Origin of the sequence: Clostridium sp. MB05 (genome assembly GCF_046581255.1) — a bacterium.
GTDB lineage: Bacteria > Bacillota > Clostridia > Clostridiales > Clostridiaceae > Clostridium.
Genome location: NZ_CP174370.1, coordinates 499597 through 513310, shown reverse-complemented (window position 1 = coordinate 513310; position 13714 = coordinate 499597). Strand labels below are relative to the sequence as shown.

Annotated in this window: 14 protein-coding genes, 1 riboswitch and 1 other annotated feature; of the genes, 4 read left to right on the top strand and 10 right to left on the bottom strand. The window is 28.6% G+C overall.

The genetic code is table 11. From position 1 onward, the window contains the following. Window positions 1–53 precede the first annotated feature (53 nt). Window positions 54–2018, bottom strand: a complete 1965-nt coding sequence (metG, locus tag ACH36K_RS02520; RefSeq protein WP_411169433.1) for a methionine--tRNA ligase — start codon at window positions 2016–2018, stop codon at window positions 54–56. 51 nt (window positions 2019–2069) lie between these two features. Continuing rightward, window positions 2070–2309: a binding site (T-box leader), on the bottom strand. 54 nt (window positions 2310–2363) lie between these two features. After that, window positions 2364–2705, bottom strand: a complete 342-nt coding sequence (locus tag ACH36K_RS02515) for a hypothetical protein (protein WP_322413383.1) — start codon at window positions 2703–2705, stop codon at window positions 2364–2366. Between the two features lie 251 nt (window positions 2706–2956). Here ACH36K_RS02515 and ACH36K_RS02510 point away from each other — a divergent pair, with 251 nt between their 5' ends. Both ACH36K_RS02510 and ACH36K_RS02505 read left to right on the top strand, forming a co-directional pair. Then, window positions 2957–3478, top strand: a complete 522-nt coding sequence (locus ACH36K_RS02510; RefSeq protein WP_411169432.1) for an FUSC family protein — start codon at window positions 2957–2959, stop codon at window positions 3476–3478. Window positions 3479–3505: 27 nt separating this feature from the next. Next, complete coding sequence (locus ACH36K_RS02505; protein ID WP_411169431.1) at window positions 3506–3997, top strand: FUSC family protein; 492 nt, start codon at window positions 3506–3508, stop codon at window positions 3995–3997. 57 nt (window positions 3998–4054) lie between these two features. Here ACH36K_RS02505 and ACH36K_RS02500 read toward each other — a convergent pair whose 3' ends face one another. Further along, window positions 4055–5821, bottom strand: a complete 1767-nt coding sequence (locus ACH36K_RS02500) for an aminopeptidase P family protein (protein ID WP_411169430.1) — start codon at window positions 5819–5821, stop codon at window positions 4055–4057. A gap of 167 nt (window positions 5822–5988) precedes the next feature. Between ACH36K_RS02500 and ACH36K_RS02495 the strand changes: the two genes are divergently transcribed. Beyond that, window positions 5989–6444, top strand: coding sequence for a DUF5680 domain-containing protein (locus tag ACH36K_RS02495; protein WP_411169429.1), 456 nt, complete (start codon window positions 5989–5991; stop codon window positions 6442–6444). A 133-nt stretch (window positions 6445–6577) separates the two neighbouring features. Here ACH36K_RS02495 and ACH36K_RS02490 read toward each other — a convergent pair whose 3' ends face one another. The 6 genes from ACH36K_RS02490 to ACH36K_RS02465 all read right to left on the bottom strand — a co-directional run bounded on the left by ACH36K_RS02490 (window position 6578) and on the right by ACH36K_RS02465 (window position 11928). Continuing rightward, window positions 6578–8305 (bottom strand): Na+/H+ antiporter NhaC family protein, encoded by a 1728-nt coding sequence (locus ACH36K_RS02490; RefSeq protein WP_411169428.1) that lies wholly within the window; start codon window positions 8303–8305, stop codon window positions 6578–6580. 118 nt (window positions 8306–8423) lie between these two features. Next, window positions 8424–8599: riboswitch (Lysine riboswitch) on the bottom strand. 85 nt (window positions 8600–8684) lie between these two features. After that, window positions 8685–9917 carry an aminopeptidase P family protein gene (locus tag ACH36K_RS02485; protein ID WP_411169427.1) on the bottom strand — a complete coding sequence of 411 codons (1233 nt, stop codon included), beginning with the start codon at window positions 9915–9917 and terminating at the stop codon, window positions 8685–8687. Window positions 9918–9935: 18 nt separating this feature from the next. Then, the gene (locus tag ACH36K_RS02480) at window positions 9936–10376 is read right to left on the bottom strand and encodes an ACT domain-containing protein (RefSeq protein ID WP_411169426.1); all 441 of its coding nucleotides are present in this window, start codon (window positions 10374–10376) and stop codon (window positions 9936–9938) included. A 91-nt stretch (window positions 10377–10467) separates the two neighbouring features. Beyond that, complete coding sequence (locus ACH36K_RS02475; RefSeq protein WP_411169425.1) at window positions 10468–10680, bottom strand: hypothetical protein; 213 nt, start codon at window positions 10678–10680, stop codon at window positions 10468–10470. Between the two features lie 132 nt (window positions 10681–10812). Continuing rightward, window positions 10813–11337, bottom strand: coding sequence for a spore maturation protein (locus ACH36K_RS02470; protein ID WP_411169424.1), 525 nt, complete (start codon window positions 11335–11337; stop codon window positions 10813–10815). A gap of 15 nt (window positions 11338–11352) precedes the next feature. After that, complete coding sequence (locus ACH36K_RS02465; protein ID WP_411169423.1) at window positions 11353–11928, bottom strand: nucleoside recognition domain-containing protein; 576 nt, start codon at window positions 11926–11928, stop codon at window positions 11353–11355. A 115-nt stretch (window positions 11929–12043) separates the two neighbouring features. Between ACH36K_RS02465 and ACH36K_RS02460 the strand changes: the two genes are divergently transcribed. Beyond that, window positions 12044–12229 carry a hypothetical protein gene (locus tag ACH36K_RS02460; protein ID WP_411169422.1) on the top strand — a complete coding sequence of 62 codons (186 nt, stop codon included), beginning with the start codon at window positions 12044–12046 and terminating at the stop codon, window positions 12227–12229. 407 nt (window positions 12230–12636) lie between these two features. Here ACH36K_RS02460 and ACH36K_RS02455 read toward each other — a convergent pair whose 3' ends face one another. Next, on the bottom strand, window positions 12637–13635 hold the full coding sequence (locus ACH36K_RS02455; protein WP_411169421.1) for a LacI family DNA-binding transcriptional regulator: 999 nt from the start codon (window positions 13633–13635) through the stop codon (window positions 12637–12639). Between the last annotated feature and the right edge of the window lie 79 nt (window positions 13636–13714).

Genomic DNA, 13714 nt, shown 5'->3' with positions numbered 1-13714 from the left:
CCTATCCTCCTTTATCATCATTTTTAAAATAAACTTAATTAAATTATAAAGATTTATCTTACTTGACTTCCAGTTGGTAATTCTCCTGGATTTACTACCTTTAACAAACTATCATCATCTGTTGATGCTGCTAATATCATCCCTTGTGATAACTCACCTCTTAATGTTACCGGTTTTAAGTTAGCTACTAATACTACATATTTCCCTACTAAATCTTCAGGCTTGTAGTATTGTGCTATTCCTGAAACTACCTGTCTTTCTTCTCCATTTAAATCTACCTTTAATTTTAGTAACTTCTTAGCTTTTTTTATCGGTTCGCAAGCTAATACTTTTACTACTCTTAAATCTATTTTTTCAAAATCCTCTATTGTGATTTCTTCTTTTATTGGAGTAATTTCTCTTTTTTCATCTTTTTTATTTTCTGCTAACTGAGCTTCTCTTAAGGCATCTAATTCTGCTAGCTTCTTATCAACATCTATTCTTGGGAATAAAGCCTCACCTTTTTGAACCTTAGTTCCTACAACAGTACCATTAAAGCTACTTAAGGATTCAAAAGAAATATTAGTTGTATTTATTTGTTCATTTATTTTCTTGCTTGTATCTGGTAAGAATGCAGATAATAAAACTGATGCAAATCTTAAACTTTCTACCAAGTTATATAATACAGTACCTAATCTTTCCTTCTTTTCTTCATCCTTAGCTAGTATCCAAGGAGTTGTTTCATCTATATATTTATTTGCTCTTCCTATTAAATCAAATATATATTCTAGAGCTTCTGGAATTCTTAAATCATCTATAGCTTTATTAACTTTATTTGTAGTTTCTAAAGCTAAGCTTATTAATTCATCATCAATAGCTTCTTTGCTTGAGTTTTCTGGTATAGCTCCATCAAAATACTTTTCAATCATAGCTACTGTTCTTGAAAGAAGGTTTCCTAAATCATTACAAAGATCTGAGTTTATCTTCTTTATAAATATTTCATTATTAAATAATCCATCTGATCCAAATGGTATTTCTCTTAATAGGTAATATCTAACTGCATCTACTCCAAAATGTTCCACTAATGTTACTGGGTCAACAACATTGCCTTTAGATTTTGACATCTTTCCACCATCAACAAGTAACCATCCATGACCAAATACTTGCTTTGGTAATGGTAAATCTAAAGCCATTAGCATAATTGGCCAATAAATAGTATGGAATCTTAAAATATCCTTACCAATTAAATGTACATCTGCTGGCCAATATTTATCATATAAGTCTTTATTTTCACTTCCATAACCTAATGCTGTAATATAGTTTGAAAGAGCATCTATCCATACATATACAACGTGTCCTTCATCAAATGTTACAGGAACGCCCCAATTGAAGCTAGTTCTTGAAACACAAAGATCTTGAAGACCTGGTTTTAAAAAGTTATTAACCATTTCATTTTTTCTTGATTCTGGTTGTATAAACTCTGGATGAGACTCTATATATTCCATTAATTTATCAGCATAATTACTCATTTTGAAGAAGTATGCTTCTTCCTTTGACTTTTCTACTGGTCTACCGCAATCTGGGCAGTTTCCATTAACTAATTGAGTTTCTGTCCAGAAAGATTCACATGGAGTACAGTATAGGCCTTCATATGATGATTTATATATATCTCCTTTATCATATAATTTTTTGAAGATATCTTGAACAGCTTTTATATGGTAATCATCAGTTGTTCTTATAAATTTATCATAATTGATATTCATCATTTTCCATAAATCTTTTATTCCTGCTACTATTTCATCTACATGCTCTTTTGGTGTTATACCTTTTTCTTCTGCTATTCTTTGTATCTTTTGACCGTGTTCATCTGTTCCAGTTAAAAACATTACATCATATCCAGTTAATCTCTTATATCTTGCAAGAGCATCAGCTGCTACAGTAGTATAAGTATTTCCAATATGAAGCTTAGTTGATGGATAGTAAATTGGTGTAGTTATATAATATGTCTTTTTACACATATCTTTTCTCCTCCCTAACATGGTTTCTTCTTTATAATAAAAAAAATCTCTATATAGGTATATTAAGACCTATATAGAGACGTATTATACGTGTTACCACTCTATTTCATACTTATTTCGCAATAAATATCTCAATAGGTGAAATTTATTCACCTTGCAATATAACGGTTGCTACCGTATCCCTCTAACTTAATAAGCTCAAAGAATCTGCTCCAAGTCCATATTCATGAAGATTACTGTCACTAGCTTTCACCTTACCTAGTTCTCTTTTAGACTATATTTCTTCACTACTCTTCTCTTCACTGCATTTTCCATTTATTATTATGATATTCTATATTAAAAATACTGTCAATTATTTTTAACAATTCACTCTTTATCAAACTTTTTCTTTATTATATTATCTATCATCAATCTTGATAAAACAACCATAAATAAATTAAATGCTAATAAAAAAGTAAAAGCACTTTCTCCAATTATAAATAATAATACTGCATTAACTATAAATAGTAATGTTCCTACAGATCCATTTAACTTAGCCACTAACTTATTTGAATATTCCCATGCTAAGCTACTTTGTGTTGAATATTTATTTTTATATCCTATTTTCATATCTGGATATTTTGTAGATTTTGATTCGTACAATCCTCCTACAATAAACAAACCTAATGGTATTATTTCTGTTAATACTAAATAAACCCAAAAACTCATATAATCAATCCTTATTAAACATATTTGTAATATTTATATTTTATAATAGTAATAACTATATCTGCAATATATATTTATAAGTATGTAGTTACTAATTAAAATTAATTAGTAACTACATACCTATAAATATAATCCTCAAATTAAAAATATGTACTATTTCATATAGTCTTATAATTTTAAGTCATATTTATAACACTAACCTTATATAAGTTATATGCTATAATATTATAAAAAAGATTGGAGTTGATACTGTGAGAAAATTTGACTTACCTCATATTGGTTATAGAAATATTAAAACAGCTCTTTCTGTTTTAATTTGCCTAATATTTTGGCCGAATTCTCTTTTTGCTGCAATTGCAGCTGTAATCTGTGTACAAGACACAGTAGAAAACTCAGTTAAAACAGGCCTTAATAGATTAATAGGTACATTACTCGGTGGTATTCTAGGCGTTCTTTTACTTTTTACAATAAATAAATTTAATTTATCATCATTCTCTGCAATAATAGCTGCAATTGGTGTATCTTTAATTATTTATTTGTGTAATCTAGTAAAAAAGCCAGCTGCCTGTTCTATTGCTTCTATTGTTTTAATTGGTATTATTATATCACCTAATTATGATAGTCCATTAATTTACTCTTTTAGAAGAACTATAGAGACAGCTTTTGGAATAATGATTGCAATTGTTATTAATAAATACATTAACCCACCAGAATATAATAAAACTAATGAAATTAATTCATCAAAAGATGATAAAACTAATGAAATCAAATGATATTATAAATATTAAGGAGAACAACATATGAACTTTACTATCCCTAAAGTTGGACTTAGAACTATTAAAACTGCAATTTCAGTATTTTTATGTTTATTGCTATTTCCCCACGAGCCCTTTTTTGCTTGCTTAACTGCTGTTATCTGTCTTCAGAGTACTGTTTCAAACTCAGTTAAAATGGCCATAAATAGGGGTGTTGGAACAATAGTTGGAGCAGCTATAGGATTATTATTTTTAATTCTGTGTAGATATTTCAAGTTTAATATTGAATCCGACATTTTAAGCAAATTATTGATTTACTTTACTATAGCTATAGGTATAATAGCAGTTATATACTCATGTAACTTAATAAAAAAGCCAGGAGCAATTAATGTATCTTGCATAGCCTTTCTTGGTGTAACAACTATTCATGCCTTTTCTGATCCAATTTTTTATGCAGTTAATAGAACTGTAGAAACTCTTTTTGGTATTTTTATAGCTTTACTAGTTAATAAGTTTATAGTTCCACCAAAAGAATAGTATATAATTTAATAAAAAATGGACAATTAGAAATTGTCCATTTTTTATTTTCAATTATTATATTTCTCTAGTTTCATTCTTTAAGAAATCTATCTCTTCTTTATTTAAATATTGATTTAACTTTTCAAATACAGTCTTATGGTAATTATTTAGCCATACTTTTTCTTCTGATGTTAGCATTTCTACAACTACTCCATTTAAATCTATAGGGCAATATGATATAGTTTGAAATTTATAAAACTCACCGAACTCTTCTGATTTAATATCTTTAACTACTAAAAGAGTATTTTCTATCCTTATTCCATGCTTTCCTTCTTTGTACACCCCTGGTTCATTAGTTATTATCATACCAGGCTCTAATACCGTTGTGTTTCCCTCTGGCCTTATTCCTTGTGGTCCCTCATGTACATTTAGGAAATATCCAACTCCATGACCTGTTCCACACTTGTAGTCAATACCATATTCCCAAAGAGGTCTTCTTGCTAATATATCTAAGTTCATTCCTGTGGAACCCTTTAAAAATTTAGCTTTACATAAAGCTATATGTCCTTTTAATACTAATGTGAAATCTCTTTTTTCTTCTTCAGATACCTTTCCTAAAATGAAAGTTCTTGTTATATCTGTTGTTCCATCAAGGTATTGTCCGCCAGAATCTAAAAGGAACATACCCTCTTGTCTTAATTCATAATCCGTTGCTTCCGTTGCTGAATAATGCATCATTGCTGCATGCTCCTTATACCCAGCTATAGTAGCAAAGCTATCTCCTTTATAATTTTCTCCTTGTGCTCTAAGGCTAGTTAATCTTTTACTTGCAGATATTTCTGTTATTTTCTCTTTTCCTATATTGTCCTTTAGCCATTTTATAAATCTAACCATGGCAACACCATCTCTAACTTGAGAATTCTCTATATTGTTTATTTCAACTTCATTTTTTATTGCCTTTAGTCTTGTTGTTATATTAACTTCATCTATTATTTCTATATCTTTACTTAAACATGAATATATTTTAGCATTCAATTTATTAGGATCTATTATAGTTGTTTCATTTATTAATTTAACATGATTTCCTATTTCATCATAATCATATATGTTAAATCCCTGAGATATTAAACTTTCCTTTGTTATATCATCAACCTTTTGCTTATCTATATATAAATTAGCATACTTTTCATTAACAATAATGTATGAAAGTGCTACAGGATTAAACTTAACATCATTTCCTCTTATATTGCATAACCAGGCTATATCATCTAAAGATGATATTATATAATTTTTAGCCTTTTTTTCTCCCATATGGCTTCTCACTTCTTCTAACTTCTTTGAAGAAGACTTACCTGAATATACCTCATCATGTATAAATATTTTATTTTTAGGAAGTTCGCTTCTTGTTAACCAAACTTCTTTTAACAAATCATTATCCATATTTATATGGAATCCAACATTTTTTGCTATCTTTAAGAAGCTCTTATATTGATTTACCGAAAATAATCTTCCATCAAATCCTAATACTTCTCCTGATTTAATATTTTTTTCAATCCACTCTTCAATAGTTGGATATCCTATCGTCCTCATTTTCATAAGTGATATTCCACTTCCAATTAATTCTTTATCAGCCTGAATAAAGTACCTTCCATCAGTCCATAAATAAGCAGAGCTTAACCCCACTAAAAGAGTACCTGCTGAGCCAGTAAAACCTGATATAAACTCTCTTCCTTTAAAATAGTCAGATACATATTCACTCTGATGAGAATCACTACTTGGAATAATATAGTAGTCAATATTTTTTATTTTCATTACTTCCCTAAGTTTAGCTAAATTGCTCATATTAAATGCCCCCTTAATAATTTTATATTTATAATTATACCCTATATACTTTATGAGATTCCATATATTCACTTAATTCTAAATATATTATATTTTCTGAAAACTCGTTGATTTACCTAAGTTTTTTATATATAATCTAAATGATGTATAAAAAAGGGGGAGCTTACATGGGAGACTTATTAAAATTTAAAAACTTTATAATTGAAGCGAAGAAAAATACTTATGCTTCAGGTGCTAAAAAAGAAACACCTTCTAGGCCAAACTCAAAGGACTATGCCTATAAAAAATTTAATTACTATTATCTAGATAGCCATCTAGGTGATAGAGAATTTATAGGAGAGGAATTAGTTTGGGAAAACGAAAAGGTTTCCTGGGGAATGAATTATAAAGGACAAGTTCTTGTTGATGAATTACCTTCAGGATTTAATAAATTTTTAAAGAAATCTTTAAAAAATGTATCCGATGATTGTCCGTTTAGAGGACCTAAATATTTTAAAGAAGATGATTTTACATATCAATGCAATTGGGATGGTGATTTAGCTTCTTTTAATGGAGTTGAATCAATATCACATAATGGAATTGAAATATTTAAGCTCTACTTTCATGGTGGAAGTCTAAAATAAATATCATTTGTTTTAAAGTAAAAGAAGCTTTACAAATAACTAAATTTATTTGTAAAGCTTCTTTTCATACTCTTAATATTTATAAGTATATATAAATATCCATTAATAATTATAACCTAAATATATCTTATTATTATTTTGCTTCTTCTACACTCTTACCTAATATTTGGATTCCTATATATACTGCTAATATAGATATAGGTAGTACAATATACCAAGCTAATCCAAAACCCGCTGGAATATATCCAAATAAAATTGTAATTGCAGCTATAAATAGTGAATACCACATTTGAGTGTTAACATGAGCAATATGATTACAACCTGCTCCCATTGATGAAAGTATTGTAGTATCTGATATTGGTGAACAGTGATCTCCAAAAATAGCTCCAGTTAAAACAGCACTTGTACTAACTATTACATAGCTCATATCTGGATTCATTGAATAAGCTAGTGGAATTGCAAGTGGCATTAGTATTCCCATTGTTCCATAAGCCGTTCCTGTTGCAAAAGAAATAACTGCACCTAATGTAAATATTAAACTTGGAAGCAAGAAATTTGGTAGTGATCCTGAAAGTAATGAAACTAGATATTTAGCAGTTCCTAAATCCTTTATTACAGAACTTAGTGACCAAGCTAATAATAAAATTACTCCTGTTATAAGTAATGGTTTCATACCATCTATCCATGTTTCTATAGCTTCAGAAACAGTAAATATCTTCTTAGATACTCCCATTATAATTGATACTATACTTGCTATTAATGCTGATTGGAATAATGCTACTGATGCATCTGATGCACTAAATGCTTCTTGTATAGCCTTAAATGATATTGGTGAATTAGTCATTATATTTTGAAGGGCAACATCTTCACCACCCATTATTACTGTATAACCACTAAAATAGAAACATATTAATGAAGTTATAACCAAAACACCTATTGGTATTATAGCATTCCATATACTTAACTCTACACCTTCTTTTGGTTCAAGGTCTGAATGATCTAAGTTAGAATCTGATGCAACTTCATCAACATTAGAGTTTAACCCTCTTTTTCTTGCCTCTACTTCCGCCTTATACATAGGACCAAAATCCTTTAATAAAACTGAAGTAATAAATACAAAAACTAATATTAGTATATTATAAAATCTATATGGTATAGTTTGTAAAAACACTCCAAAAGCATCAACTTCTTGCCCTATTCCATTTATAAAAGCATCATTTATTAGCCCTACTTCTAATCCTATCCAAGTAGATACAATAGCTAAGCCTGCTATTGGTGCTGCTGTTGCATCTATTATAAAGGCTAGTCTTTCTCTTGATATTTTCATCTTATCTGATACTGGCTTCATTATAGGACCGACTATTAATGAATTTGCATAGTCATCAAAAAATACAGCTAACCCTAATAACAATGTAACTAATTGTGTGCTTCTAGCATTCTTAGCCCTTCTTGCTAATGCTTCTGCAACAGCCTTAGCTCCCCCCATTTTAGCAACTAAGTGTATAACTCCCCCTATAACTAATACCTGAAGAATTATACCTGCATTCCATGGATCAGATAATGAGTTTAAAACTCTAGATACAAAATCTAAAAAAGATTGTGTAACTGCTCCAAGAAAAGTATTATCAACTAATTGAACTAAAAATGTACCTGATAAAGTTCCGATAAACAAAGATATAATAACATTCTTTGTTATAAATGCTAAAACTATTGCTACCACCGGCGGTATCAAAGTTAATAATCCATAATGATTTGCATTAGATGTAGATTGATCTACCTCTGCTGCGAAAACTATTGATGTTGACATTAAAATCATCATCATAGTCATTAATATTAATCTTAGATTTCTTTTATTATTCATAATGCTCCCCCTATATATTTCATGAATAATTTAAGGGCAGAAATTAAAAAGAGCCTTGAGTTCTCACTCAAGGCTATAGATACACTTTAATTAATATTCTAAATAAAGTTAAAAATCCTCAAGCGATAGCTCACCACAAATTAAGTTTGTGACAGTGTTACACATATTTTGTGAAACCCCAGCCATATGATATTAAAGCATTAATCATACGCTTCGGCGATAATTCCTTTTCTATTAAATCAAAGTGCTTACCTCATTAATAGTACTATTAATTATCGCGCCTCTACCCTTGTCGTTATTCATATTTAATTTATAGGATTATTATACAATTTTTCACTAGTTAAATCAACCTTTAATCCCAGGCTTAATTCTCTTTAACTTATCTATTAGCCATAAATTCTTCTATTTCCTCTACTGTCTTGATCATTTCTTTAGTTAATACTTCATTTCCGTTATCTGTTATTAAAATATCATCTTCTATTCTTATTCCTATACCTTCATTTTCTATGTATATTCCAGGCTCAACAGTATATACCATTCCAGCTTCAAAGGTTACATCCCTATTTTCTAACTCTATATCATGAGTATCCATACCCAAGCTATGACCTATACTATGATAATAAAATTGAGATACATCTTCCTTTTTAGAAATTAATCCAAGAGATATACATTCCTCTGCAACCCACTCTTTAGCCTTATTATTTAAATCTATGAATTTAACTCCTGGCTTCATTTCTTTAATAACTTTTTCATTTACTCTAAGAACTGCATTATAAACTTCTTTTTGTCTTTCAGTAAACTTTCCATTAATAGGGAAGGTTCTTGATATATCACCATTATAATATTTATATTGAGCACCTAAATCAAATAATATTAAGTCCCCATCCCTTAATTCTGAGTCGTTATTTACATAATGTAAAACGGTTGCATTTTTCCCTGCTGCTGCAATAGTTTTAAATGCAAAGTCTTTTACACCATTTTTCTTACAAATAAAATCAAAGTAAGCTTCAAGTTCGTACTCTTTTATGCCCGGCTTAGAATTTTTCATTAATTCTTTTACACCTTCTATAGTAATTTCTATAGCTTTCTTAATCCTACTAATTTCTTCTTCAGTTTTTATAAGTCTTAAATTTCCTATAATCTTATATGCATTTTTAACACTTACATTATAATATTTTTTCTTAATTTCATTTATATACTTATATGATGGATTATCTTTTTCTAAATCTAAATATATATTTATTTCTTCTTTATTAATTAATATTTTTTCTATAAACCCGTTAAAATCACCTAAGTACTTAACATCTTCTATACCACAAATATCTAATACTTCTTCTTTTCTAATAGTTTTACCTTCCCATTTTTCTGTAATAGGATTTATCTCTTTTATAAATAGATGTTCATTAGTTTTTCCATTCATTTTCGATAAAACTAAAATATGCTTTTCTTCATCTATTCCTGTTAAATAATAAAAATTTCTATTTGGTGTAAAAGGATATTTTTCGTCTGCAGTTTTCTTTGGCGAATTACCTGCAAATAATATTAATAAAGAATTATCTTTAATGTTTTCTAAAACCTTATTTCTATTATTCTTATAAAACTCTTTATTCATAAATTCACTCCCTCTTATTTATTCCATAGCTAACACTTTAACACTGACTACATTTGCTAACCCTCTTAAAGTATTAACTAAGTGCTTTAAATCTTTTTTCATATTAGATATATCTAATGTTATGGTTACATTTGCAGCCATATTTATAGGTATATCTTGATTTATTGTTAGTATATTTCCCTTATTAAAAGCTATACAATCTAAAACTTTAGATAAAGTTCCAGCTTCATGAGATAATAAGACAATTAATGTTATCTTTTTACTATTTATCCCCTCTGACATAGGGAAAATATAATCTTTGTATTTATAAAAGGTACTTCTACTTATTCCTGCTTGTTTTACAGCTTCGCTGATATCTTTTGCCTTTCCAATAAGAAGGTTTTCTTTAACCTCTAAAACTTTTTTAAAAACCTCTGGTAGTACCTTACCATTAACTATATAAAATTTTTCTGAAGCCACTAAATCACCTACCCTATAAAAATTAAAAAGTTATATAATTTATAATTATATAACTTTTTAAAAATAAAATACATATTATTAGTGATGTTATTTATATGTGAATCTTATTTGATTTCTTTATTCTAACAAAAAATGTTTTCAAAAGTGAAATCAATATAGATATAACTCCCCCCAAAGCAAAGCATAGCTGAACATTATCTATAAATAAACCAACTAATACTCCAATTCCTACTCCATATGCTAGAAATATAGCTAAAACTTTTATTTCTTCGTCTGACAAAAATAACCTGTCATTCCACTCCATCTCTAAAACACTTCCCTCCCTTTTTCTATACTATTATTATAGGATATTTTACTATATAACTAGTTACAAAATTATTACGTCTTTATTAAAATTTGTTAAATTTTTAAAGTAAATTTTAGTTTAATAAATTTTCTATAATATGAATTTGCTTACTAAAAAAATAGCTGCTATTATTGCCGTTAAATCTGCTAATATAGCTGCCCATAATGTATGTCTAATTTTTTTAATTTGAACAGCTCCAAAATAAACTGTTATTGTATAAAATATAGTTTCTGTAGTGCCCATAATTACCGAAGCTATTAAACCTATAGCTGTATCAGGTCCATATGTTTTTAATATATCCGTTAAAATACCCATTGCCCCGCTTCCAGATAAGGGTTTTACTAAAACTAATGGTATTACTTCTTTAGGTAACCCTACTACTCTACCTATTGGAGATATAAAATTGTTTAATATATCTAACAATTTAGCTTCTCTAAATATATGAACAGCTATAATCATAGCTAATAAATATGGAAATATGTTTAAACAAACTTGTAATCCTTCTTTTGCCCCTTCTATAAACCACTCATACACCTTTCGTCCTTTAAACATTCCATAGGTAATAATTATTACAACTATTATAGGAATGATACTTTTTGTTAAATACTGAAACATTCTAAATCACTCCTTTTAAAAGTACTTCTGTAAGATTTTACAGCAAATAACTCCCATTACAGCTGCAGTGGTACTTGCTAATATAGCGGGTAATATTATTGCCCCTGGATTACTTGAGCCACAAGCAGCTCTTATAGATATAATGGTTGAAGGTACCAATTGTATACAAGCTGCATTTAAAACTAAGAATAATGCCATGTCATTTGATGCAGTTCCTTTCTCTTTATTAAGTCTATCCATTTCTTGCATAGCTTTTATTCCAAATGGAGTTGCAGCATTGCCAAGTCCCATCATATTAGCTGTTATATTCATAACTATAGCTCCTAATGCTTTTTCATCTTTTGCAGCTTCCTTAAATATTAGTTTCAAAATTGGTCTTAGAACCTTTGCTAGTTTATTAGTAAATCCACTTTTTTCTGCTACTTTCATAACTCCGCACCAAAAACACATCAGCCCAACTAATCCTACAATAAGAGATACCGTTGAATCTGCTGAAGTTATTATTGATTTAGATATTACCTCCCCATTTCCAGTAAATAATCCTACAAGTATTCCCAGAAATATCATTATGAACCAGATATAATTTATCAAAATTTCACCCCTTATGAATTACTTATACAATATATGCCTTGCATCAAATATTTATTAGTGATAGGATAAATATATATAATACTAATTATGTTTATATACATAAAGGAGACGAAATATGAAGGAATCAAACTTAAAATTAGCTCAAAAAGATATTGATGACGCTCTAAAAACTGTAGAAGATATGGTAAGTGTAATAGATAACGCCGATCTTCCTAAGGATGTATTAAAAGAAAAATTTGTTACGCTAACAGAAAAGGTTCAAGAATTAGAAGAAATACTAAAAACTGAAGGAATTCTATAAAGTTTATAATAAAAAAGTTCATCTATGTAAATTTTGCTTATTCCGTGGCTTCTCTTCAAGTCATCGCAAAATTACATAGGTGAACTTTAAATCTGAATGAAGGAAATTATAAAAAGTTATTCACAGGGTAAATTTTTTATAATTTCCTAAAAAATAAAATAAAAATTGACTATATAAAATTAATTTTATATAGTCAATTTTTATACCCATAACTCACATTTTTAATTGATTAGATAACCCATTTCTAATCTTATAAATCATACACTCATATTTTCTCTTACACACAGTTGAAATTTGAAAACGTTTAATAACTTACTTTTATTATATCATGGTTTTTATTTCCTGGCAATATATGATTTGAAAAAATAAAAATGTAGTGGTAAAACCACTACATTTTTATCTTATTTTTATTTACAACTTTCTCTTTCAACTAATTCATAATCAAGAATAAATTGTGATTCATCTAGTTCCTTTTTATTCAACATTTTTATAAGCATTCTCATAGCTACTGATCCCATATCATAACTAGGTTGCTTTATTGTTGTTATCTTTGGATAAAATACTGAGGAAACTGCGTTATCATTAAATCCTATAACGCTTACATCTTCTGGAACTTTTTTACCACGTTCTCTTAATGCATTTATTACTCCCATAGCAATTTCGTCTGAAGCGCAAACTACTGCACTATATTCCTTTTTGCTATTTTCGAACTTTTCAACTGCTTCGTATCCAGTACCTACCTTTAAGTTTTTTGTGTACACTAGATTATCATCTAATTTAATACCTCTATCATTTAAGGCATTTTCATAACCTATGTATCTATCTCCCCAAGCGTTCATACTACCTTTTTTAGCTCCTGCAAATGCTATGTTTTTTAAACCTTTATCAATAAGATAGTTCGTAGCTTCTTGCATAGCTTTTACGTTATCTATTGTTACGCTAGGTAAACTTTCTTCCTTATCTTTAGTTTCAACTAAAACTGTAGTTAAATCTAACTCATTTATTATATCCAAAGTTTCTTCTTGTAGTGATGAACTCATATATATAACTCCATCAACCATCTTTTCTTTAAGGACCCTTAAATATTCTTTTTCCTTTTCGTCATCAAAATCAGAGTTACATAATATTACATTGTAATCATAAATATTTGCAACATCTTCAGCTCCTCTAACTATTTCTGGGTAAAAACCACTTGAAATATCAGGAACTAAAATTCCTACTGTTTTTGTCTTTTGCGTTTTTAAGCTTCTTGCTACTATATTAGGTCTATATCCTAGCTTTTTTATTGCATCTAAAACCTTCTTTTTTGTGTCCTCGTTTACAACATCTATGTCATTTAGAACTCTAGAAACAGTAGCAATAGAAACACCCGCTTCTCTAGCAACATCTTTTATAGAAGTAGCCATACCAACATCACTCCATTTTTATTTTATAGTCTTTTATCCCTATTCTAACTATATATTATACTCTTTAACGGTAATTAAT

Coding starts and splice junctions, on each gene's coding strand:
- metG (WP_411169433.1), bottom strand. CDS start 2,018: ATGTTAGGGAGGAGAAAAGATATGTGTAAAAAGACATATTATATAACT.
- ACH36K_RS02515 (WP_322413383.1), bottom strand. CDS start 2,705: ATGAGTTTTTGGGTTTATTTAGTATTAACAGAAATAATACCATTAGGT.
- ACH36K_RS02505 (WP_411169431.1), top strand. CDS start 3,506: ATGAACTTTACTATCCCTAAAGTTGGACTTAGAACTATTAAAACTGCA.
- ACH36K_RS02500 (WP_411169430.1), bottom strand. CDS start 5,821: ATGAGCAATTTAGCTAAACTTAGGGAAGTAATGAAAATAAAAAATATT.
- ACH36K_RS02495 (WP_411169429.1), top strand. CDS start 5,989: ATGGGAGACTTATTAAAATTTAAAAACTTTATAATTGAAGCGAAGAAA.
- ACH36K_RS02490 (WP_411169428.1), bottom strand. CDS start 8,305: ATGAATAATAAAAGAAATCTAAGATTAATATTAATGACTATGATGATG.
- ACH36K_RS02485 (WP_411169427.1), bottom strand. CDS start 9,917: ATGAATAAAGAGTTTTATAAGAATAATAGAAATAAGGTTTTAGAAAAC.
- ACH36K_RS02475 (WP_411169425.1), bottom strand. CDS start 10,680: ATGGAGTGGAATGACAGGTTATTTTTGTCAGACGAAGAAATAAAAGTT.
- ACH36K_RS02470 (WP_411169424.1), bottom strand. CDS start 11,337: ATGTTTCAGTATTTAACAAAAAGTATCATTCCTATAATAGTTGTAATA.
- ACH36K_RS02460 (WP_411169422.1), top strand. CDS start 12,044: ATGAAGGAATCAAACTTAAAATTAGCTCAAAAAGATATTGATGACGCT.
- ACH36K_RS02455 (WP_411169421.1), bottom strand. CDS start 13,635: ATGGCTACTTCTATAAAAGATGTTGCTAGAGAAGCGGGTGTTTCTATT.